14 protein-coding genes and 1 riboswitch are annotated in these 21464 nt (G+C 62.1%); of the genes, 7 read left to right on the top strand and 7 right to left on the bottom strand.

What is annotated here, in order from left to right; genetic code table 11:
* Nucleotides 1–101 precede the first annotated feature (101 nt).
* Nucleotides 102–968 carry a sulfotransferase family 2 domain-containing protein gene (locus ROSMUCSMR3_RS11410; protein ID WP_081507391.1) on the top strand — a complete coding sequence of 289 codons (867 nt, stop codon included), beginning with the start codon at nucleotides 102–104 and terminating at the stop codon, nucleotides 966–968.
* Here ROSMUCSMR3_RS11410 and ROSMUCSMR3_RS21140 read toward each other — a convergent pair.
* The 5 genes from ROSMUCSMR3_RS21140 to smc all read right to left on the bottom strand — a co-directional run bounded on the left by ROSMUCSMR3_RS21140 (nucleotide 955) and on the right by smc (nucleotide 13681).
* Nucleotides 955–3342 carry a calcium-binding protein gene (locus ROSMUCSMR3_RS21140; protein WP_157667293.1) on the bottom strand — a complete coding sequence of 796 codons (2388 nt, stop codon included), beginning with the start codon at nucleotides 3340–3342 and terminating at the stop codon, nucleotides 955–957. The genes ROSMUCSMR3_RS11410 and ROSMUCSMR3_RS21140 overlap by 14 nt on opposite strands.
* Nucleotides 3343–3485: 143 nt before the next feature.
* Nucleotides 3486–5321, bottom strand: coding sequence for a matrixin family metalloprotease (locus ROSMUCSMR3_RS11400; RefSeq protein ID WP_081507390.1), 1836 nt, complete (start codon nucleotides 5319–5321; stop codon nucleotides 3486–3488).
* Between the two features lie 237 nt (nucleotides 5322–5558).
* Nucleotides 5559–7625, bottom strand: coding sequence for a calcium-binding protein (locus ROSMUCSMR3_RS21675; RefSeq protein WP_237183436.1), 2067 nt, complete (start codon nucleotides 7623–7625; stop codon nucleotides 5559–5561).
* A 212-nt stretch (nucleotides 7626–7837) separates the two neighbouring features.
* Nucleotides 7838–10033 (bottom strand): mechanosensitive ion channel domain-containing protein, encoded by a 2196-nt coding sequence (locus ROSMUCSMR3_RS11390; RefSeq protein ID WP_081507389.1) that lies wholly within the window; start codon nucleotides 10031–10033, stop codon nucleotides 7838–7840.
* A gap of 192 nt (nucleotides 10034–10225) precedes the next feature.
* Complete coding sequence (smc, locus tag ROSMUCSMR3_RS11385; protein ID WP_081507388.1) at nucleotides 10226–13681, bottom strand: chromosome segregation protein SMC; 3456 nt, start codon at nucleotides 13679–13681, stop codon at nucleotides 10226–10228.
* A 211-nt stretch (nucleotides 13682–13892) separates the two neighbouring features.
* A riboswitch (cobalamin riboswitch) is annotated at nucleotides 13893–14119 on the top strand.
* A 32-nt stretch (nucleotides 14120–14151) separates the two neighbouring features.
* On the opposite strand from smc, the gene ROSMUCSMR3_RS11380 reads away from it, so the two are divergent.
* The 3 genes from ROSMUCSMR3_RS11380 to ROSMUCSMR3_RS11370 are packed head-to-tail and all read left to right on the top strand — an operon-like array spanning nucleotide 14152 to nucleotide 15547.
* Nucleotides 14152–14316, top strand: a complete 165-nt coding sequence (locus ROSMUCSMR3_RS11380; protein ID WP_008279701.1) for a CbtB domain-containing protein — start codon at nucleotides 14152–14154, stop codon at nucleotides 14314–14316.
* A gap of 3 nt (nucleotides 14317–14319) precedes the next feature.
* Entirely contained in the window at nucleotides 14320–15000 is a 681-nt protein-coding gene (locus ROSMUCSMR3_RS11375; RefSeq protein WP_008279702.1) for a CbtA family protein, read from the top strand.
* 55 nt (nucleotides 15001–15055) lie between these two features.
* The gene (locus tag ROSMUCSMR3_RS11370) at nucleotides 15056–15547 is read left to right on the top strand and encodes a hypothetical protein (RefSeq protein WP_037297028.1); all 492 of its coding nucleotides are present in this window, start codon (nucleotides 15056–15058) and stop codon (nucleotides 15545–15547) included.
* 4 nt (nucleotides 15548–15551) lie between these two features.
* On the opposite strand, the gene ROSMUCSMR3_RS11365 is transcribed toward ROSMUCSMR3_RS11370, so the two are convergent.
* A complete protein-coding gene (locus ROSMUCSMR3_RS11365; protein ID WP_081507387.1) occupies nucleotides 15552–15881 on the bottom strand; it encodes a DUF1636 family protein in 330 nt (109 codons plus the stop codon).
* Nucleotides 15882–15952: 71 nt separating this feature from the next.
* On the opposite strand from ROSMUCSMR3_RS11365, the gene cobW reads away from it, so the two are divergent.
* Both cobW and ROSMUCSMR3_RS11355 read left to right on the top strand, forming a co-directional pair.
* On the top strand, nucleotides 15953–17038 hold the full coding sequence (gene cobW / locus ROSMUCSMR3_RS11360) for a cobalamin biosynthesis protein CobW (protein WP_081507386.1): 1086 nt from the start codon (nucleotides 15953–15955) through the stop codon (nucleotides 17036–17038).
* Entirely contained in the window at nucleotides 17035–17484 is a 450-nt protein-coding gene (locus tag ROSMUCSMR3_RS11355) for a GNAT family N-acetyltransferase (RefSeq protein ID WP_081507385.1), read from the top strand. The genes cobW and ROSMUCSMR3_RS11355 overlap by 4 nt, the downstream gene beginning before the upstream one ends.
* 2 nt (nucleotides 17485–17486) lie before the next feature.
* On the opposite strand, the gene ROSMUCSMR3_RS21465 is transcribed toward ROSMUCSMR3_RS11355, so the two are convergent.
* Nucleotides 17487–17648, bottom strand: coding sequence for a hypothetical protein (locus ROSMUCSMR3_RS21465; protein WP_008279707.1), 162 nt, complete (start codon nucleotides 17646–17648; stop codon nucleotides 17487–17489).
* Between the two features lie 92 nt (nucleotides 17649–17740).
* Here ROSMUCSMR3_RS21465 and cobN point away from each other — a divergent pair, with 92 nt between their 5' ends.
* A complete protein-coding gene (gene cobN, locus ROSMUCSMR3_RS11350) occupies nucleotides 17741–21457 on the top strand; it encodes a cobaltochelatase subunit CobN (protein ID WP_081507384.1) in 3717 nt (1238 codons plus the stop codon).
* The last annotated feature ends 7 nt before the right edge of the window (nucleotides 21458–21464 follow it).

Genomic DNA, 21464 nt, shown 5'->3' with positions numbered 1-21464 from the left:
CCCTCCAATCGGTCTGGCGCAACCTAGAGACCCATGCCACGCGAGACAAGGCGCAAAAACCCCACCCGCGCGTTGCCAAGGCAGGCCCCGCGCATTAAGCCATGGGGGACGACCCTTGGCCAAAGGCGGAGCGCATGGGCTGGCGCGGCTATATTCATGATGACAGCAAAACGGTGTTCTTTTGGTCGCAAAAGGCGGCCTGTACCACGCTGTTCAACTTTTTGGCCGATAACATGCCGTCACGCCCGGCCCGCAAGCAGTACTTCCACACCAACAGCGCCCCTTTTCGTGGCTGCGCCGAGGCGCTATCGGCGCGCAACTATCGCTCGGTGATTCTGGTTCGGCATCCGGTGACACGGATCATCAGCGCCTATTTCAACAAATTCTGCATCTATCGCGGCCGGCAATTGCTCTGTCGTGCGGATCTGGAGCCTTTTGCTCAGGAGTTGCATGACCTCTACTGCGCGCGCACCGGTGCCGACCCCCACGATAACAGCATGTCCTTTGAGGCGTTTCTGGACACGGTCGCGCATCTGCATGCAAGCCGACCACGCCCTGAGAACCTGATCAACGGGCATTGGGAAACGCAGGTGCCTGCGTTCTACAAAGAGGTCGGCATCCATTATGATTTTGTCGTGCATGTCGAGCGGTTGGACGTGGAATTGCCCCGGGTCGCGCGAAAGCTGGGGCTGAACTATACACCGCGCGTGCTGAATCGCACCCGCCTGCCCGAAAGCCCGGTCGCGGGGTATCTGGGCAATCTGCCTGCCCGCGCGCTGAGCGAGATGAATTTCAATTATGACAATTTCATCACTCCCGAAACGCTGGCGACAATTCAAAGCATTTATGACATTGATTTCAGAACCCTCGACTATCCGCTAGATCCGAGGGATGGCTTTCATGGCAGCGGATGGGTGGGTGTTTTAAACCGCACTTTCCCAGCCTTGGGCCGCCTTACAGGAAGATGAAATCGTCACGTGAAAGGCTGGATGCCGTCACGTCTTCGAGCAATATCTCATGGCCCGCATAGCGCAGGACAGCGCCTGCGTCGGTGTCTTGAATGTCGAGCGCGAGAAAGCGGCCTGTTGGCCCCTGCCCCTCGATGCCGGTCAGACGGATGCGATCCTCTCCGAATTGAAAATCTACAATCACGTCGCGCTCGCCAGCCGTGAAATCGTTGAAGACAAAGATATCGGCCCCCTCGCCACCGATCAGCCGGTCATGGCCTGCGCCAGCGTTCAGCGTATCGTTGCCGGTGCCGCCATCAAGCAGGTCGTTCCGGCCACCACCGGCCAGAAAATCATCCCCGGCACCGCCCAACACGGTATCGTCGGCCTCGCCACCGCCAAGCTCATCATTGCCCTCACCGCCGTCGAGCAGGTCGCGCCCCGGACCGCCGCCGATGCGGTCATCGCCAAGACCGCCGCGCACCGTGTCGTGATCAAAGCTACCGGCAAGGCGGTCATTGCCCGCCCCGCCCTCAAGCAGGTCATTGCCCGGCCCGCCACTCAGGATATCGGCACCGTTGCCGCCAAAGAGCATATCGTCCCCCGCGCCGCCGCCGATCGTGTCATCCCCCGCCTGCCCGTAGAGCCGGTCTGCCCCCAGACCACCCCCGATATTGTCATGGCCTGCGCCACCGTCGATCTGATCACGCCCATCACCCCCAGCCAGACGGTCGTTGCCCGCATTACCGCGCAACGTGTCATTGCCCGCATTGCCTGCAAGCGTGTCGTCCTCGGGTCCGCCCTCAAGCAGGTCATCGCCCGCGCCCCCCACCCGCAGGAGGGCGGCGACCTCGGGCAGAACAGGCGGGGGCAGCGGCAAGGGAGGCAGGCGCACCGAAGGGGGTGCCACCTGCAGCGGCCCCAGAACTACGTCGAAATGCGAGACCAATGGCAAAAGCAGACCGGGCAGATCCGTGGCAACAAAGGCCCCGCCTGCGGCATTGCGCAAGTCCACCTCTTCAAGCCCAAAGCGCAAAAGGGCCCCCGTAGCTGTCGGAGTAAACGCCAACTGCCCAAGATTGCGCAGCATTGGCCAGAGCGAGAGGTCGAGCCGATCCTCACCCAAGGTGAAATCGGCAATGACATCGCGTTGCCCATCGGCCCGCAGGACAAAGACATCGGCCCCCGTGCCGCCCACAAGCGTATCCGCGCCGGGACCATCGCTGAGCGTATCGTCCCCCTCTGCGCCGTCAAGCACCCCATTGCCGCCGCTGCGCGACAAGAGGTCATCGCGCATGCCGCCTTCGATCCGTGCAGCATTGCCGTGCAAGACCAGCCCCAAAGGACCAAGATCGACACGAAAGAGGCTTAGCCCCGCCTCGCCCGCCGCAGTGACCAGAATGTCGATCCCGCCCGCCCGGACCTGTGCCGCAAGGCCTGAGACACCGTTGAGGGCAAAGGCCACCTCATCCGCGAGCGTATCAATATGCAAGAGCCGCCCCTCGGCGGTCAGGCGCAAAAGGCTAAGCCCCGCATCCCGGCCTGCGACCAGCAGGAAAACATGCCCGTCTACGGACACCACTTCGAGATGCGATACCCCGGCGAACCGGGTCGCAAGCCCGTCGATAAGGTGATCCGCGACATCAAGCGTGCCCGCGTCACCGACGCGAAGCACGGTCAGGCTGGAACTGTCCGCCGCAGCGACAATCAGAAACGCACGCCCGGCGATGTCTGCCGGGGCAAGCGCCGTGATCGTCTGGACCGGCAGGCTGTCATTGCGCCCAAGGCTGGCAACAGGCTCTAGCCCGCCCTCTTCCAAGAGGCGCAGGACCGTTATGCCACTCTCTTGCGCAGAGGCGGCAAAGACAAGCACTTCACCGGGCCGCTCGATGACCGCGATGTCGGAAATGGCGCGCAGATAGTGGCTGTCGCTGTCCATCATGGTCGTCACCGCCGCGATGCTTTGATCCGGACCAAACGACAGGACGGACAAACCCTGACCATCAGCGGCGGCAGCAATCACAACATCGCGCCCCGCAAGCCGCGCAGCAAGCAGGGTTGCGGCCTGCGGCTGCACCCCGCCTTGGCCCAGAAACCCCGGCACAGCGCTGCGCAATCCGGCATCCCAAGCCACGCGCAGATCGGACAAGAGCAGCGGTGGCAACGCGCCCTGCATATCGCCGACCGTCACGGCGATGCGTGGCGTTGCCTCGTGAAACCACGGCGCTTCAAGCAGTGGACCGGCGGCGGTGGCGCGCACCACGCGGCTTTGACCGGCGGCGAAGTCGGCCAGTATAAACCCCCCGTCCGGCAAGGGCGTGATCGCCACCACCGCACGCGCGACCTCGAAATTCGCCGCACGATTCGTCCCGACATGCGTCAGCCTGACTGCCATGTATATCCACCCGTTTCCCGCGTCCCCACGCAAGACCCAAGGTGGCAAAGCAAGGCTGCCATGCGCTTAACAAATCATGGCAGCCTTGCGGCATTTACCGAAAGTTAAAGGGAAATCGGTGATGCCCAAAGTCGGGTCATCACTCAGATAAAGGTGAAATCATCCACTGTGAGTTGCGCGGCGGAGATGCCTTCGACGAGGATGGTGTTACCGCCCACCGTCATTTGCGCGCCCAAGGCGGTGTCAACGATGTTCATCGCAGCAACAAAGCCCGCCAGACCATTGCCGCCGTTGTTGATGTTTTCAACGCCGGTATCGGGATCAAAGCGGCGGATCAGGAAGCTGTCGATGCCGTCTTCGAAATCGGTGATGACATCCGCCTCGCCGTCAAAGAAGGACGAAAAGACGAACAAATCGGCATCCGCACCGCCAGTGATCGTGTCATTTCCAGCGCCCGCGTTGATCGTGTCATTGCCCGCGCCGCCGTCGATCACATCGTTACGCCCGCCACCAGCGAGGAAGTCATCGCCGTCGCCGCCAAAGATGCTGTCATTGCCCTCGCCGCCGCCAACCCGGTCATCGCCCGCGCCTGCGTTGATGGTGTCCTGACCGGTGCCGCCACCGATATCATCCGCGCCCTCACCGCCATCAATGCTGTCATTGCCAAAGCTGCCGGACACGCTGTCATTGCCATCGCCGCCAGACAGGGTGTCATTGTCCGCCCCGCCCGCGATCACGTCATTGCCAGCGCCGCCCGTGATGCTATCCGCGCCAAAGCCGCCGCCGATGATGTCGTCACCAGCCCCGCCGTCGATAGTGTCATTGCCCTGACCCCCGCCGATGTTGTCGTTGCCAAGGCCGCCAAACACGATGTCATTGCCATCGGAGGCAGAAATCCGATCATTGCCATCGCCCCCGTCAAGCGAGTCATTCCCCAGACCGCCTGCCAGCACATCATCGCCAGCACCCCCACTGAGGGTGTCATTGTCATCAGTGCCCATCAGGCTGTCCGAGAGACCGCTGCCAATCAGTTGAAGCCCAATCGGACCGCTGATCGCTGTGATCACCTCGGCCACGCGGATCGACTCGTCCAGAAACTGGATCCATTCGATGTCAATCAGCGTGTCAGTGCCAAGAGACGAGACCACCTGTAGCCCGTTCTCAACGACACTGAACGCAGCCGCAGAGCGGGCGATTGCGCTGAACTCGGCCCAGTCGTTTCCGACACCGCCAATCAGCAGGTCGTCGCCCGCGCCACCATCGAGGGTGTCATTGCCCACCAGCCCATTCAGGGTCTCATCCGCATCGGTTCCGGTAATGCGGTTGCCAAAGTTGTTTCCCAGAACGGTCAAATCTTCGGGATTGTGCAGCAAGGTCAGATCCCGAAGCCCCGTCGGCATAGTATAGACCACCGCCGCACCATCCTGCGCCCCATAGATTTGGCGGATACCGGAGATGTCATCGGCGAGAATATCAGGCTGAGTCAGGATCGGGTTCATGATCGCAGCGACGGTTTCGATATGCTCAAGCCCGAGCGAATGGCCGATTTCGTGGATTGCCAGCCCCTCGAAGAGCGGCACATCGAAATTCAGCGATGCATCCACATCGAGAAGGATGTCTCCGGCGATGGGCACCTCTAGGGGCGAGGGAAAGAACGCGAACCCCAATGTATTGCCGGGAATCGGAGCAAAGAAGATACGAATATCGGGGTCTATCTGACCTCCGGCGGCACCACCGGGATCTTGGACCTGCAAAAATTCGATATCGCCATAGCGCGACCATTCAGCAAAGGCGAGACGCAACGCGGCCTCGACATCGAAGGTGTAGACAGAGGCAGGATCAACGGAAAAACTGGTGCCGGGATCTTCGTCAGTGAACCAATAGATATCCTGACCACTGGGCGCGATGCTCCATGTCACGACGCCACCTGCCGTGCCCAGCAGGTGCGAGCCCCATTTTGTGCCGCTCAGCTCCGGCATGGCATTGTTCTCCGATTCCTAGTCTCGGTTGTGTTCAAAGGCGCAAGATACACGCCAGAGGCATCTCGCGAAAAGATATCCTTTCGAGACTAAAGATTAGTGTAAAATGAGATGCTCAGAGAAGCCAAAAGCGCCAGCTGCGCAGGGCTGCGACAGCATGTATCAGAATAGGCGGGACGGGGTTTGGCCCAAAATGCAATGGCCCGCCCGGTTCTGGGCGAGCCATGCCTTTTCGTGTTAGAGGAACGTGAAATCATCCACTGTGAGTTGCGCGGCGGTGATGCCTTGGACGAGGATCGTATTGCCGCCCACAGTCATCTGCGCGCCGCCCGCCACATCGAGGATGTTCATCGCGGCAACAAAGCCCGCCAGACCATTGCCGCCATTGTTGATATTCTCAACGCCGGTATCGGGATCAAAGCGGCGGATCAGGAAACTGTCTGAACCATCCTCGAAATCGGTGATGATATCGGCCTCGCCGTCAAAGAAGGACGAAAAGACGAACAAATCGGCATCCGCACCGCCAGTGATCGTGTCATTTCCAGCGCCCGCGTTGATCGTGTCACTGCCTGCGCCGCCGTCGATCAGATCGTTACGCCCGCCACCAGCGAGGAAGTCATCGCCGTCACCGCCAAGGATACTGTCATCGCCTTCGCCACCGCCCACGCGATCATCCCCTGCGCCTGCGTCAATCGTATCGCGCCCGGTGCCGCCGCCGATATCATCCGCGCCCTCACCGCCATCAATGCTGTCATTGCCGAAGCTGCCCGACATGCTGTCATTGCCGTCGCCGCCGGACAGGGTGTCATTGTCCGCCCCGCCTGCAACAACGTCATTGCCCGTGCCGCCCATGATGCTATCGGCGCCAAAGCCACCGCCGATGATGTCGTCACCGGCCCCGCCGTCGATGGTGTCATCGCCCTGGCCCCCGCCGATATTGTCGTTGCCAGCACCGCCAATGGCCTGATCGTTGCCATCGGAGGACGAGATCGAGTCATTTCCCGCCCCACCGTCGATACTGTCATTGCCTGCCCCTGCGGCGATCTGATCGTCGCCATCCGTGCCCGCGAGCGTGTCATCGCCATCGGTGCCGGTGATCACATCGGTGGGTTCCGGCTCTACAACGGTGCCGACTGCCAGTTGACCGAGCAAGGCCGCATCGCCGGAGACACCAAAGAACAGAATATCGCCATTGGGATTGACATGCAGTTCCACGATATCGGGATCAAAGCCACCCACAATGCCGCCGTCCACCACCACGATCTCTTCTTGAAACACACCATCTGCGCTGAAGCGGCGCACATGCAAATCAATACTGAAAACAAATTCATTGCCTGTCTGATAGGCCAATGCAAAGCCGCCATCCGACAACAGGAACAATTCCGGCTCAAATTGACGCGCCGCGCGTTCACCGCCGCCGTTGGCCCTGAAGGCGGGCGTGTTCACCGTGCCATCCGGGTTGAGGATCAGCAGCGTCATCTCACTGACACGGCTGAGCGCATCGGCGGAATCGTAGGTGTTGACGGCAATCGCGATACGGCCATTGGGCAGCCGCAGAATGGCGTAGTCATCCAACTCGCCAAAAATCGCCTCGGGAAAGAAAGTATCATCCAGAAGAACGATGGGATCGCCGACGGCGGCAAGGTCCGCATCAACAAAGCTGCCATATAGGAAATTGCCGGTGCTGGCACGGGCCGACGGATCGGTGTAGCCAATGGCGAAAAAGCCACCATCGGGCAAGGCTACGGCCCCGGTGTTGATGATCGTGCCAGCGGTCATCTCTGCAGGATCGATCTGAAAGAAGACATCTCCCACGGTGCCATCCGCCGAGACTTTCGCCAAGACATTGTGGACGATAAGGCCCGAGCCATCTGATAAGGAAATGACCGTGCCCGGATCACGAAAAAAGCCGCGTAGTGCCAAGCTTTCCGACAGCGGCGCGACACTGGAAATCACACCCTGTGCATCAAGCCTGACAATAAAGTCGCTGAATGTGCTGGAGACCAAAAAAGTGTTGGCTTCAAAATCGAATATACCGTCAGTCGTCTCATTAAGATAAATCACCGCACCGCCATCCGGCTGGGCAATCGAGAACTCGACGCTGTTGCGATAGAGCCCCACCTCAGCTTCGGGCAACTCGCCGACACGCAGACGCAGCGGATCGCCGATCTGAGAACCGTCAACCCCATGAAGCGTCACAGTGAGAACCTGCTCAAACGCGGCACCCGGTGAGGGCGCAGCGAAGACGGTCTCAAAGCTGAAGAAGTTTCCGTTAGACAGGCGCAGGACTTCGGTGGAATTCATTTTCGCTCCAATTTATTCAATCAAAGAAGTCGCTGCGAAAAAGCCGCCGCGACCACAGGTTTCAACATTGTTTTCAACAATGCCACAGGTCTGCATTACGTCACGCGGCGGGATCCCGCCGCGTGTCCTGGTTGGAATTTCTCTGGTCTGCGCGATAAGTCAACAGGGATTAACACGCTTTCGTGATCGGCGTGTGATCCATGGCAAGCGGATCACGCCTTGGCGCGCTCTGCATCCATGTCGACCCTCAGACTTTGTGTGCGGCCTGTCTTGCTTTCGCCGAAATAGATCGTCTGATGCGGAAAGGGGATTTCGATGTTGCGAGCGTCGAACACCTTTTTCAACACGCCATTATAGGCGCGTCCAATGCCCCATTGCCGACCCGGCACGCATTTGATCCGGGCGCGCAGCATCACGGCATTGTCGCCAAAGCTGTTGACGCCGAACCATTCCAATTCATCCAGAATGCCATCTGCCTGATCGGGATCCCCCATCAGTTCGGCGAAGGCATCGAGCATCGCTTGCTTCACCTCATCCACATTCTCGCGATAGGCCACGCCCATGTCGCAGACGAAATAGCCATAATCACGCACATAGTTTGACACCATATCGACCGAAGAAAACGGAATGATGTGATAGACACCCTGCACATCACGCAGGCTGACCGAGCGGATCGTCAGCCGCTCGACGGTGCCGGTGACACCGCCCACTGTCACCACATCGCCGACATTCATCGCGTTCTCGAACTGAATGAAAATACCGGTGATAATGTCCTGCACCATCTTTTGCGCACCGAAACCGATGGCAAGACCTAGAACCCCGGCAGAGGCCAGAAGCGGCGCGATATCAAGGCCGATTTCGGCCAGAACAAACATCAGCGTCACAACGACAAGCGCAATCGTGGCGGCATTGCGCAAAAGCGTCAGAAGCGTCTGTTCCCGCGCGGTGGCCACTTTGCCAAACTCGGGATTGAGCCGGTAATCGACCCAAGAGGTCAAGGCCAGCCAGAGACCAAAGGCCACCAGCAGCACCAGCGACACCGACAGGATCATACCGGTAAGGCGGAGGCCAAACTGGCTGACCATCCAGCCGCGCAGGTCAATAAGGCCAATCGCGTTCAGGGCCAAAAGCACGACCAGAACAAAGATCACCGCGCGCAGGACAAAAAGTGTCTTGGGCACAAAGGAATTGAGCCGCCCCTGCAAAAGCGGCACCCGTGCCGAAATGCCCGGCGGCAGCGCCACACCGCGCACCATCATGCGGCTGAGAAATGTCGCAACGGAAAATCCGACAAGCCCCACAACAAGCACCTGACCAGAGGCCAGAAAGGTCTGAAAGACCGCATTGCCGGGCCGCACAAGCACGACCACGAACATCGCCAAAAGATAGGTCAACGCGGGCCAGTGCCAGTGACGCGCCAGATAGGCCAATGCGCCCTTGGGCGGCGTTGCACTGTCCACTTGCGCGCCCAAAAGCCAGTCGGACACCGCCCGCCGGTTGCGCAGCACCAGCCCAATCGCCAGCGCCAGAACCGCCACGGCAATCAGCGTCGAAACCGCCCGACCGGCGGCAAAGGACACATTGCCGTTGATGATCGGCACGACCAGAAGTTGCCCATATCCCACAATCCCGACAATGAGGTTGATGCGAGAGCACAGATAGGCCGACGCGCGATCACTGATCGGCAGCGGGCGCAGCGCAGTCGCCGAAGGCGAAAGCACCAGCCTGACCGCGACTTTGGCCATTTCCACCAGCAGAAAGGCGTTGAGATAGAGGGTTTGGCGAATACCAATCTGGCCAAACTCGCCCAAGGCAAGGATTGCCAGCGCATAGCCCGCCGCCCAAGCGATAAGCACGATCACCCCATCCGTGATGGCAGAGGCGAGAAAGAGCAGGACGGTCCGCGCGAGGCCGCCATCGCGGGCAGAGGCGCTCATGCGGGCGTAGAGCGTTTTGCCAAGCCCGCGCAGAACCAGAAAGGCCACAACAGTGCCCACGATCACCACAGCAAGATCCGCCAAAGCCGTAAGCAGCACGGCGACCTCTCCACCGCTGAGGCCGTCAAGCACATTGGGCGCGCGGGTGATCTGGCGGGCGACATGCGCAACCCAATCAGCGACATCTTCGGCGGCGGCTTGCGTGATCTCGGCCACCCTACGGCCAAAGGACACGTCCGAGGGCGGTGGAGCGGCGGGAACCACCGCCTCGACCGCCTCAGGCAGACCGGCGGAGCGCAGCCGCTCGACCAGTTCCGCGCGCGCGGCCTCATCCTCGATCACCTCGATCAGCACATCGACGCTGGAACGCCCGGTATCGGGATCAGCCGCAGGCTCTTGTGAAGTTTGAGCTGTGGCGGTGGTGATGGTCAAAAAAAGGGCGGCAAGAAACTGCACAAAAAATCGTAGCATGACAAAGGCTCTCCATGTCCCGTTTGAATTTTGGGCACATGGACGCGCCCGTGATGGCGCGCAGGGATGTGAAAAGCGCGCCGCGCCATTCGGCGTCAGGGGCGTAAAATCTATTGGAATATCACCTGGGGTCAAGCCCGGGGTTGGATGACGCCACGCAAAGGCGCGCATGCATCCGCCGCCTTACGTCGCTCAGGCGACCATTGCTTCCGCCTTCTTGAGATCGACCGAAACCAGTTGGCTTACGCCTTGTTCGGCCATGGTAACGCCAAAAAGCCGATCCATCCGGCTCATGGTCACGGCGTGATGGGTGATGATGAGAAAGCGGGTTTCCGTGCGGCGGCACATCTCGTCTAAGAGATCACAGAAGCGGGTGACATTGGCATCGTCAAGGGGCGCGTCCACCTCATCCAGCACGCAGATTGGCGCGGGATTGGCGAGAAACACCGCAAAGATCAGCGCCAGCGCGGTCAGGGTCTGTTCTCCGCCCGACAAGAGGCTGAGTGTCGAGAGCTTCTTGCCCGGCGGTTGGCACATTATTTCAAGCCCCGCCTCCAATGGGTCTTCGCTCTCGACCAGCACAAGACTGGCTTCGCCGCCGCCAAAAAGGTGACGAAAGAGCAGGCTAAAATTGGAATTGACCGTCTCGAACGCGGTCAAAAGCCGCTCGCGCCCTTCGCGGTTGAGGCTGGCGATACCACTGCGCAGGGTCTTGATCGCCTCTTCAAGATCGGTCTTTTCCTTGATCAGACTGTCATGCTCGGCCTCGACCTCTTTGGCGTCTTCTTCGGCGCGCAGGTTCACGGCCCCCAGTGCGTCGCGCTGTCGTTTAAGGCGGTTCACATCAGCCTCGATTGCATCAGAGGCGGGCATGGTGTCGGGATCGACCGCGAGGCTCTGCAAGAGGGCCTCGGGGGTTTGCTCCAGCGTCTCGTTGATCCGCTCGGCGGCGTAATCTCGGGTCTCGCGCGCGGCATCCAGCCGGGCCTCGGCCCGGGCACGCATTTCGCGAGCCTCTGAGGCCAGGCGTTCGGAGTCGCGCTCGTCCAGCGCGGCTTGGCGCGCGGCCCCTTCGGCAGTTGAGAGCGCATCGGCAGCGGCGGCGCGACGGGCCTCGCTGCGGGTGATTTCCTCGCCCAGTTCGGCGCGCTTGGCAGCAAGAAGTTCGGGTGCAGCACTGGCATCAGCGAGGGCCTCTTCGGACTCTTCCTTGCGCTCTGCCAGTTCCGCGATCCGACGCTCGGCAGTGTCGAGCCGGTGCCGCCAGCCGCTGACTTCCTTGGTGATTTCCTGACTGCGGCGCGTCCGGCGCTCGCCCTCGCGGCGCAGTTCGTCGGCCCCTGACCGTTTGGTCATCATGGTCATGCGCGCGGCCTCGACCGCCATCTTGATATCTTCGAGATCGGCGCGGGTGGCATCCAGATCGCCAAGTCCTGCCAGACCCTTTTCCGCCTCAGACAGGCTCTGACGGGCGGTCATCGCCTCTTCGTCATGGCGGGTGACGGCGAGACCCAATGATTCCAGCCGCGATCCGGCAAGGTTGCGATCCGCCTCAGCGCGGCTGAGGGCGCGATTGGTCTCGTTGACGGCGGCATCGGCAGAGCGGCGGGCCTCACGGGCGGCGCGATCCTCTTCGGTGCGACGGATCAGCGCCTCGCGCAGCGCCTCGTGGCCGCGAACGGCCCCCTCTGCGCGCGCTGTGGTGTGTTCAAGCTGTTGCTTGAGTTCCTCAAGCCGGTTGAGCTGTTGCAGACGCAGGGCGGCGGCAGAGGGGGCATCCTCGGCCCATGCGCGAAATCCGTCCCAGCGCCATAGATCACCCTCGGTGCTGACCAGACGCTGACCGGGTTTCAAAAGGGGTTGCAGACGGGCGGCATCCTCGGGATCGATCAACCCGATCTGCGACATGCGCCGGGCCAGCACCTCGGGGACCGAGACATGGCGGCTGAGCGCGGTCACCCCCTCGGGCAGGGGTTGCGGCGTGTGATAGGCAGGCAGCACGGTCCAGCCAGAGGGGCCATCGGCCTCGACTTCGGGGGCGCGCAGATCATCGGCAAGGGCGGCGCCCAGCGCCTTCTCAAAGCCCTGTTGCACCTGAAGGCGGTCCATCACCTGCCCGCCCTCGGCCGTGTCGCGCTGCACCAGCTTGGCCAAGGCCGTGACCTCGGCGCGCAAGGCCCCCAATTCGCCCTCGGCCTCAGAGCGCGCGGCACGCGCCTCGGCCTCTTGGGCCTGAGCCTCGGCGCGCGCCTCGTCAGCGGCGAACAGGGCGGATTCCGCCGCCTCTGCGCGGGCGACCGCCTCGGCCTCGGCCTCTTGGGCGGCGGTGTGGTCGGCCTCGGCGCGCGTTAGGGCCGCGCGCAAATCGGCTTGTGCGGCGCGGGCACGTTCGGCCTCGGCCTCGCTCTTGATCAAGGTCTTGCGGCTATCCTCTAGAAGGCGTTGTGCAGATTGGTGGCGGGCGGCAAGGCGCGCCATATCCTCGGTCATCTGGCTGAGATCATTTTCCCGCTGTTGCAGGATTTGCGCAGCCTCGCGCGCCTCGGTTTGGGCCGCTTCAAGCCGGGCATCGTGGCCCTCGGCCCCTTTGGCAAGTTCGCCGGCCTCCCATTCCAGACGCGCGATGGTCTCGCCTGCGTCGCGGTTCAACCCCGCCTCGCGCTCCATGTCGCGGGCGAGTTGCTCGATCCGGCTGCGCAGCGTGGCAATGCGGTCGCGGGCGGACGCCTCTTGTTCGGTCAGGGTGTCACGCTGCACGCTCAGGCGTTGCAGGATTGCCGCCGCGATGGCCTCTTCTTCGCGCAGCTTGGGCAGGGCATCTTCGGCGCGGGCGCGCACCTTGGCCGCCTCGCGTGCAGCCAACTCTGCGCGGGCGGCGACTGTGGTGCGCTCGCGCAAGTCATCCTCGGCACGAGCACGGGCCAAATCGGCCTCTTTCCAGCGGCGATAGAGCAACAGCCCCTCAGCCAAGCGCAGTTCTTCACCAATTTGGCGATAGCGTGCCGCCTGCTTGGCCTGTCGTGCCAATTGCGCCAGTTGGTTTGCCAGTTGCTCGACCACGTCATCGACACGGGTCAAATTGGCCTCGGCCCCGCGCAGCTTCAATTCGGCCTCGTGGCGGCGCTGATAGAGGCCGGAAATGCCAGCGGCCTCTTCCAGGATCCGCCGCCGCGATTTCGGCTTGGCGTTGATCAGCTCCGAGATTTGCCCCTGACGCACCAAAGCGGGCGAATGCGCGCCGGTTGAGGCATCGGCAAAGAGCATCTGCACGTCGCGGGCGCGCACGTCCTTACCGTTGACTTTATAGGCGCTGCCCACATCGCGGGTGATGCGGCGGGTGATCTCAAGCTGATCGGCCTCGTTGAACCCGGCGGGCGCCAGACGGTCGGAATTGTCGAGGTGAATCACCACCTCGGCAAAGTTGCGGGCAGACCGGGTTGCGGCCCCGGCAAAGATCACATCCTCCATCCCGTCGCCGCGCATCGCAGTGGGACGGTTTTCACCCATCACCCAGCGCAGCGCCTCAAGCAGGTTGGATTTGCCACAGCCATTGGGACCGACAACACCGGTAAGACCGCGCGCGATGATCAGATCGGTCGGGTCGACAAAGCTTTTGAAGCCGGTCAATCTGAGTTTCGAGAACTGCACCTGCGCGCGCGCCCTTCGTGTCCGGTGATTCCGTTGTCGTAGAATTGTGATGTCTGAGGGGCGGGCCTGTCAACGACCAACCACATGATATGGGGCGGTCACAGCATTTATCCACATGATATTGGGCGAACCGCCGCCAAGCCCCGCAGAAAGAATGCCGCGGATTGCCAAAAAGCGGTCGCAATCCTCCTTGACGGGTCGCAGAACAGCCTGCATACCGGACGTGCAAGGTTCCTCGTTTGGGTGCAAAGCGCCTCGGGGATGAAATGGGAATGACGTGCCGGTGGACCCAATTAGGGCGCCTATGCGTCAGCCGCCCCCGCGACTGTAAGCGGCGAGCCCCTGCCAGATGCCACTGAGGTGCCTATGACCTTGGGAAGGCGGCAGACAGGCGACGACCCGCGAGCCAGGAGACCAGCCCTGCGTTCGTCAATCCCGCCTCGGGTGAGAGGCGCAAAGGAGATATCGCCATGACCACATTGGTTCAAACTGCTGCAAAATCTACCGTCCTGCCGTTCGTTGCCGCGCTCTTTCTGGGCTTGGGCATCGTGACCGTCGCAGGCCATGTGCAAGCCTCGGCACTGCATGACGCAGCGCACGATGTGCGCCACGCAACCGGCTTTCCCTGCCACTAACCTATGTTCTCAAAAATTGCGACCAGCGCGTTGTTCGCTGGTTTCTGTGCAGGGCTGATAGCCGCCCTGTTGCAGATGGTGTTCATTCAGCCCGTGCTTTTGCATGCCGAGCTGTATGAAGGGGGCACTCTTGTGCATTTTGGGGCAGAGGCGATCAGCGCCACGCCCGAATTGCCGGGGTTTGACGTGATGCGCGACGGGCTAAGCATCCTGTTTGCGGCGCTGATCTACGTGGGCTACGGGCTGGTTCTGGTGGCCTGTATGGGGATGGCGGCGGAATATGGCGTGCGCATCGACGCGCGCCGCGGTGTGATGTGGGGTTTGGCGGGATTTGTCGCGCTGCATTTCGCACCCGCTGTGTCGCTGCCGCCGGAAGTGCCGGGCGTGGCCTATACCGACATCACCGCACGACAAATCTGGTGGTGGGGCACAGTGATTGCCACGGCGGTGGGGCTTGGCTTGATGGCCTTTGGCAAAGGGCCGGTGATGCTGGCGGTTGCGATCGCGCTGTTGGCGGCACCGCATCTGATCGGTGCGCCTGAACCCGAAAGCTTTACCGGGCCGGTGCCACCGGAACTGGCCGCGCTCTTTGCTGCGCGTGCGCTTGGCGTCGGGATGGCGGCTTGGGTCTGTCTTGGCGCGCTTGCCGGGTATTTCTGGCAACGTGAAAGCGCCACCGCCTGACATGACATCACCCCGGCATCACGGTGCCGGGGCCATCCGCAAGGAGAGCGATATTATGGCAAAACCATTTGCCTTTCTCGGCATCGGCCTTTTTTTCGGAACAGGTCTGGGGTTTTTGATTGCCGCTACATCGGGCGCGCAGCTTGAGGGGCATGACCACGATCACGGCGCGGCAGTGCACGACCACAGCGCGCATGATCATGGGGGCAGCGCTCATGCCACACTGACCGAAGCGGGCACGCCTGCCCCGATGCTGGACCTGACGTTGCACGCTGATGGAGCGCAGAGCCGCAACCTGCATATCGGGGTAGAGAACTTTACCTTTGATCCCGAGGGGGTGAATGGCCCGCATATGCCGGGGCATGGGCATGCGCATCTTTATCTCAACGGGATCAAGATCGCGCGTGCTTACGGCCCATGGATGCAGCTGGATGCGTTGCCTGTCGGCAGCCATGAGCTGCGCGTGACTTTGAATGCCAATGACCATACGCAACTGGCCGTGGGCGGCGTACCCATAGAGGCCACGATTGCGGTGGTGATCGAATGATCCCTCAGCCCGGCACGCGCCCGATCAGGCAATGCCGGAGCCGTCCGGCAGGACGTGCATCCTCGATCCAACCATCGGCGCACTCGGCATATAGCGCGGCAAAGGCCAGCGTATCCTCAAGATCGCCTGCGGGGTCTATATCGCCAAACAGATACGTGGCCTTGCCCGGCGCGGAAAAGGCCACGCTGAGCGGACGGGCGCAATTGGACATGCAGTCATGGTCCTGCACCGTGAACTCCATACCCCGTTCGCTGAAAGCCGCGCGCAACCGGGCCGCAAAGCCCTTGCCATCCGTGCGCTCGCACGTAGAACAGACCACAATCCGGTGCATCATGCCCGATCCCCTTTTCCACCGGGCTTAGGCCAGCCGCCCCGCCCGATGCAAGCCCCTGAAGGAGCCAAGACATGAAAGCCAAGATTCCCGCCACCGTCGTCACAGGATTTCTCGGGGCCGGCAAGACTACGTTGATCCGGCATATGCTCGAGAATGCGGGCGGCAAGCGCATTGCGCTCATCATCAACGAATTCGGCGATCTGGGCGTTGATGGCGACATCCTCAAGGGCTGCGGGATCGAGACCTGTTCAGACGAGGATGTGATGGAATTGTCGAACGGTTGCATCTGCTGCACCGTGGCAGAGGATTTCATTCCCACGCTGCAAAAACTTTTGGACCGCGAGCGCGCGCCCGATCACATCGTGATCGAAACCTCTGGTCTGGCGCTGCCGCAGCCGCTGGTGCGGGCCTTTAACTGGCCCGAGATTTCCACGCGGGTGACGGTTGATGGCGTGGTGACAGTGGTCGATGGCAAGGCCGTCACCGAAGGACGCTTTGCGCATGATGTGGCGGCGGTCGATGCCCAGCGCAAGCTTGATGAAAACCTTGACCACGAAACGCCGCTATCGGAACTCTTCGAGGATCAGATGGCCTGTGCCGATATGATCGTGATCAACAAATCCGATCTGCTGACCGAGGAGGAGCGCATCGCGCTTACAACGCGGCTGCGCGCAGACTCGCGTGATGGTGTGCAGGTCGTGACCGCGACGATGGGCGCGCTGCCGGTCGAGGTGCTGCTTGGACAGGGTATCGGCGCCGAGGCGGATATGGAGGCGCGGCATGAACTGCACCATCATCACCATGACCATGACGACGAAGATGATCATCACGACGACGACGATGATGACCATGATCACCATCATGACCATGGCCATGACGCCTTTGAGAGCTTTGTGGTGACGCGGCCCGAGATCACCGATCCGGCCAGCTTTGCCCGTCAGATCACAGAAGTGATCCGCGCGCATGATATCCTGAGGCTCAAGGGCTTTGCCGCCGTGGCGGGCAAGCCGATGCGTCTGACGATTCAGGCGGTTGGGCCGCGTGTCGACAGCTATTTCGACCAACCCTTTGGGTCCGGTCCGCGCCAAACGCGGCTGGTCGTGATCGGTCAGGCCGGGATGGACCGGGCGGCGATCACCTCCGCGCTCTTGGCATGATCATCGTCGAGGCGGCAGACCCAAGGCATCCAGAGGCCAGCGCGCTCTTGCGCGCAAGCCATGCCCTGATGGAATCGCTGTTTCCGCCCGAGGATAACTTCTTTCTCGATATCGACGCGCTCTGCGCGCCCGATATCCGCTTTTTTGCTGCGCGCATCGGCACCACAATCCTTGGCACCGGCGCGCTTGCATTGCGCGATGGCTATGGCGAGGTGAAATCCATGTTTGTGGCCGAGACAGCGCGTGGACAGGGCGTAGCAGACGCCCTGTTGCGCCAGATCGAGGACGAGGCGCGCACCCACGCCCTGCCCTGCCTGCGACTGGAAACCGGCAATTTGCTAACCGCAGCCCACAAGCTCTATGCCCGGCACGGTTTTATGCCGAGGGGCCCGTTCGGCGATTATCCCAACGCGCCCTCGTCCATTTTCATGGAAAAGCGGCTATGAGGCTATTTCGACGACTTCTCGGCCTTCGCCTTGAGGCGCGCGATCAGCTCTTCCTTGGAGGGGCGCTTGCCAAACGGGTTCTTGTCCGTACCCGGTGCGTTATGCTCCTTGTGGCGGGGAATCTTGCCGCCTTTCTTGGAGGCGCCCAATGCGTTGTAATCCATGTCGTTGCCCTTTCGGCCCGGCCCCCCAGATGGCGCCGCTCTGACGCCGCTATTGCCGCAAATTACCGCCCCGTTCAAGCTGGAACCGTCTGATGCATCTTCTCGCCGCCACCCCCGGGGCCATCGAGGATGGCAAGGAGCCCGTCGATCTGGGCCAAACCCCCGCCGATGTGGTCTTTGTCTCGGCTGCCGATACCGAGCTTGCGGTACTAAGCGAGGCGCGCGGCGAAATGGCAGACCCACCCAGTCTTCGGCTGGCCAATCTCAGCCATTTGCAGCACCCGATGTCCGTCGACTTGCATCTCGATCACTGCGCCACGAAATCGCGGCTGGTGATCGCGCGGGTTCTGGGCGGTGTGGGCTATTGGAAATACGGGGCCGAACAATATGCCGCGCGTCTGCATGAGGCCGGCGTGCCAGTGGCGCTCTTGCCCGGCGATGACAAGCCAGACGCAGAATTGCGCGGCCTGTCCACGGTGTCGGATGCGGATTACGATGCGCTTTGGTCCTATCTTGTGGAAGGTGGGCCGGAGAATGCCGGGAATTTCCTGCGCTATGCGCAGACCATGCTGGAGGGCGGCGACCCCCCTGCCACCGCCAGCCCGCTGCTGCGCGCGGGCGTCTATTGGCCGGGTGCGGGTGTCGCAGGCCTAAGCGCCGCGCAAGAGGCTTGGGGTACCGGCCAGCCGGTGGTGCCCGTTATCTTTTACCGTGCGCTGGTGCAGGGGGCCGGGCTTCATCCGATCAACCGGCTGGTGAAATCGCTGTTGCGCGCCGGGCTTAATCCGTTGCCGGTCTTTGTCGCCTCGCTCAAAGATCCGGTATCGGTGGCAACGCTGGAGCATCTGTTCAGCGTGGCACCACCTGCAGTGATCCTGAACTGCACCGCCTTTGCCGTAGGCTCGCCACATGCGGGCGACGAAAGCCCAGAGAATCCGCTGGCCATGCCCGCCGCCAATAGCGCCCCGGTGTTTCAGGTGGTATTGGCAGGATCGACCGAAGAGGCGTGGGCCAAGGGGCTCACGGGCCTTTCAGGCCGCGACATCGCCATGAACGTGGCCCTGCCCGAGGTCGATGGCCGCATTCTTGCCCGTGCCATCAGTTTCAAGGGCGAGGCGTTTTTCGACGCAGCCACAGAATGCGCCATCGCCACGTATCGCGCGGTTGGCGACCGGGTAGATTTTGTGGCGCAGCTGGCCGCCAATTGGGCCAAACTGCGCCAGACGCCTGCGCCCAAGCGGCGGGTGGCGCTGATCCTTGCCAATTACCCAAACAAGGATGGACGGCTGGCCAATGGTGTGGGTCTTGATACGCCTGCGGCCACGGTGCACACGCTGCGCCTGATGGCCGAGGCGGGCTATACCGTCGCCAATCCGCCAGAAGATAGCGACGCCCTGATGCGCGCGGTGATGGCGGGGCCGACCAACTGGCTCACGGATCGCGCATCGCGCGACGGCGGTGAAACCCTGCCGCTGGATATCTATCTGGAGCATTTCAACGCCCTGCCGTGGGATCTGCGCGAGGCGATGACGACCCGTTGGGGCGCGCCTGAGACGGACCCTTTCATTGTTCCCCAAATTCTCAAATCCGACGGCAGCACCGGTGCAGGCTTTGCCCTGTCAATCCTGACCTTCGGGCATGTCGTGGTCGGGCTACAGCCCGCACGGGGCTATAACATCGACCCGACCGAGACCTATCATGCCCCCGATCTGGTGCCGCCGCACAATTACCTCGCCTTCTACATCTGGCTGCGGCACCATTTCGGCGCCCACGCGATCGTGCATATGGGCAAGCATGGCAATCTTGAATGGTTGCCGGGCAAGGCGCTGGCGCTGAGCGCCGAATGTTGGCCTGAAGCGGTGCTAGGACCGATGCCGCATGTCTACCCGTTCATCGTCAACGATCCCGGCGAGGGCACGCAGGCCAAACGCCGCGCGCAGGCGGTGATCATCGACCACCTTACCCCGCCTCTGACCCGCGCCGAAACCTATGGCCCGCTGCGCGATCTCGAGGCGCTGGTGGATGAGTATTACGAGGCCGCCGGGGTCGATCCACGCCGCATCGCCCATCTGCGGCGCGAGATCCTGACACTGAGTTCTGCCACCGGGCTCGATAAGGATGTCGGCATGTCCGGGGCGGATGAAGAGTCTGATCTGGCGCAGCTTGATGCCTATCTCTGCGAGTTGAAAGAGGCGCAGATCCGCGATGGGCTGCATGTATTCGGTCAATCGCCCACAGGGCAGCAAGAGATTGATCTGGCCATTGCCTTGGCCCGGGTGCCGCGCGGCGATGGTCAAGGTGGAGACGCCTCGCTGATCCGCGCGCTGGCGCGTGATTTCGGGCTGGGCATTGATCCGCTTGATTGCGATATGGCCGAGGCCGCCACTGAAAAGCCGCAGGCCCTGGGCGGTCTCTGCGCCGATCCATGGCGCAGCAATGGCGACACTGTGGAACGCTTGGAGCTTATGGCGCAGCGCCTCTTGAGGGAGGGCGGCCAAGAGATCGGACCGCATACGTCGGCGGTTTTGGCAGAGATGGCGGCGCGCATTCGCCCCGCTATTGCCGCCTGTGGGCCGGACGAGGGCGCGGGTCTGTTGCGCGCGCTGAACGGGCGGGCGATTGCCCCCGGACCCTCGGGCGCACCCACGCGCGGGCGGCTTGATACCCTGCCAACGGGGCGCAATTTCTACAGCGTAGACAGCCGCGCCGTGCCCACGCCGACCGCTTGGGCCTTGGGCTGGAAATCTGCCAACCTCTTGATTGAAAAGCATTTGCAAACCCATGGTGATTGGCCGCGCGCCTTGCTGATCACCGCCTGGGGCACGGCCAATATGCGCACCGGCGGCGATGACATCGCGCAGGCGCTGGCGCTGATGGGGGTCAAGCCAAAATGGGATGCCGCCAACCGGCGCGTGACCGGGTTCGAGATTCTGCCCGAGGGCGTGCTGGGGCGGCCGCGGGTGGATGTGACACTGCGCATCTCGGGGTTTTTCCGCGATGCGTTTCCGCAGCTTATCGCGCTGTTTGACAGTGCGGCGCGGGCGGTGCAGGGGCTGGACGAGGCCGAGGACAGCAATCCCGCCGCCGCGAGGGCGCGGAGCGAGGGGATTGGCCCGCGTATTTATGGCGCAAAACCCGGGGCTTATGGCGCGGGCCTGCAAGCGATGATCGACGAGCGGCTCTGGGCGGACAAGGCCGATCTGGCAGAGGCTTACCTGACTTGGGGCAGCTATGCCTATGGGGCCAAAGAGGCGGGCACGCCGGACCGGGCGGGGTTTGAAACCCGGCTGCGGCAGACTGAGGCGATTGTGCAGAACCAAGACAACCGCGAGCATGATCTTCTTGATTCTGACGACTATTATCAGTTCGAGGGGGGCGCGGCGGCGGCGGTCAGCACCTTGCAGGGGCGCGACCGGCCGGTTTACCATAACGATCATTCACGCCCCGAACGCCCGGTGATCCGCACGCTCGAGGATGAGATCGGGCGGGTGGTGCGATCCCGCGTGGTCAATCCGAAATGGATCGAAGGGGTCAAGCGGCACGGCTATAAAGGCGCGTTCGAGATTGCCGCGACGGTGGACTATCTCTTTGCTTTTGCTGCCACAACTGGCGCTGTGCGGGGGCATCACTTTGATCTGGTAGAGGCCGCGTTCCTAGAGGATGAGGATACGCGGGCCTTCATCGCGGAGCATAACCCATCGGCCCTGCGCGAGTTGGCGGAGCGGCTGGCAGAGGCCATTGACCGGGGGCTGTGGATGCCGCGCTCCAATTCCGCGCGGGCGCGGATCGACGGGGCGCGGGGGCGGTAGTGCGCTG

The organism is Roseovarius mucosus (genome assembly GCF_002080415.1).
Lineage (GTDB): Bacteria > Pseudomonadota > Alphaproteobacteria > Rhodobacterales > Rhodobacteraceae > Roseovarius > Roseovarius mucosus_A.
This window is presented reverse-complemented; position numbering and strand designations above follow the sequence as displayed.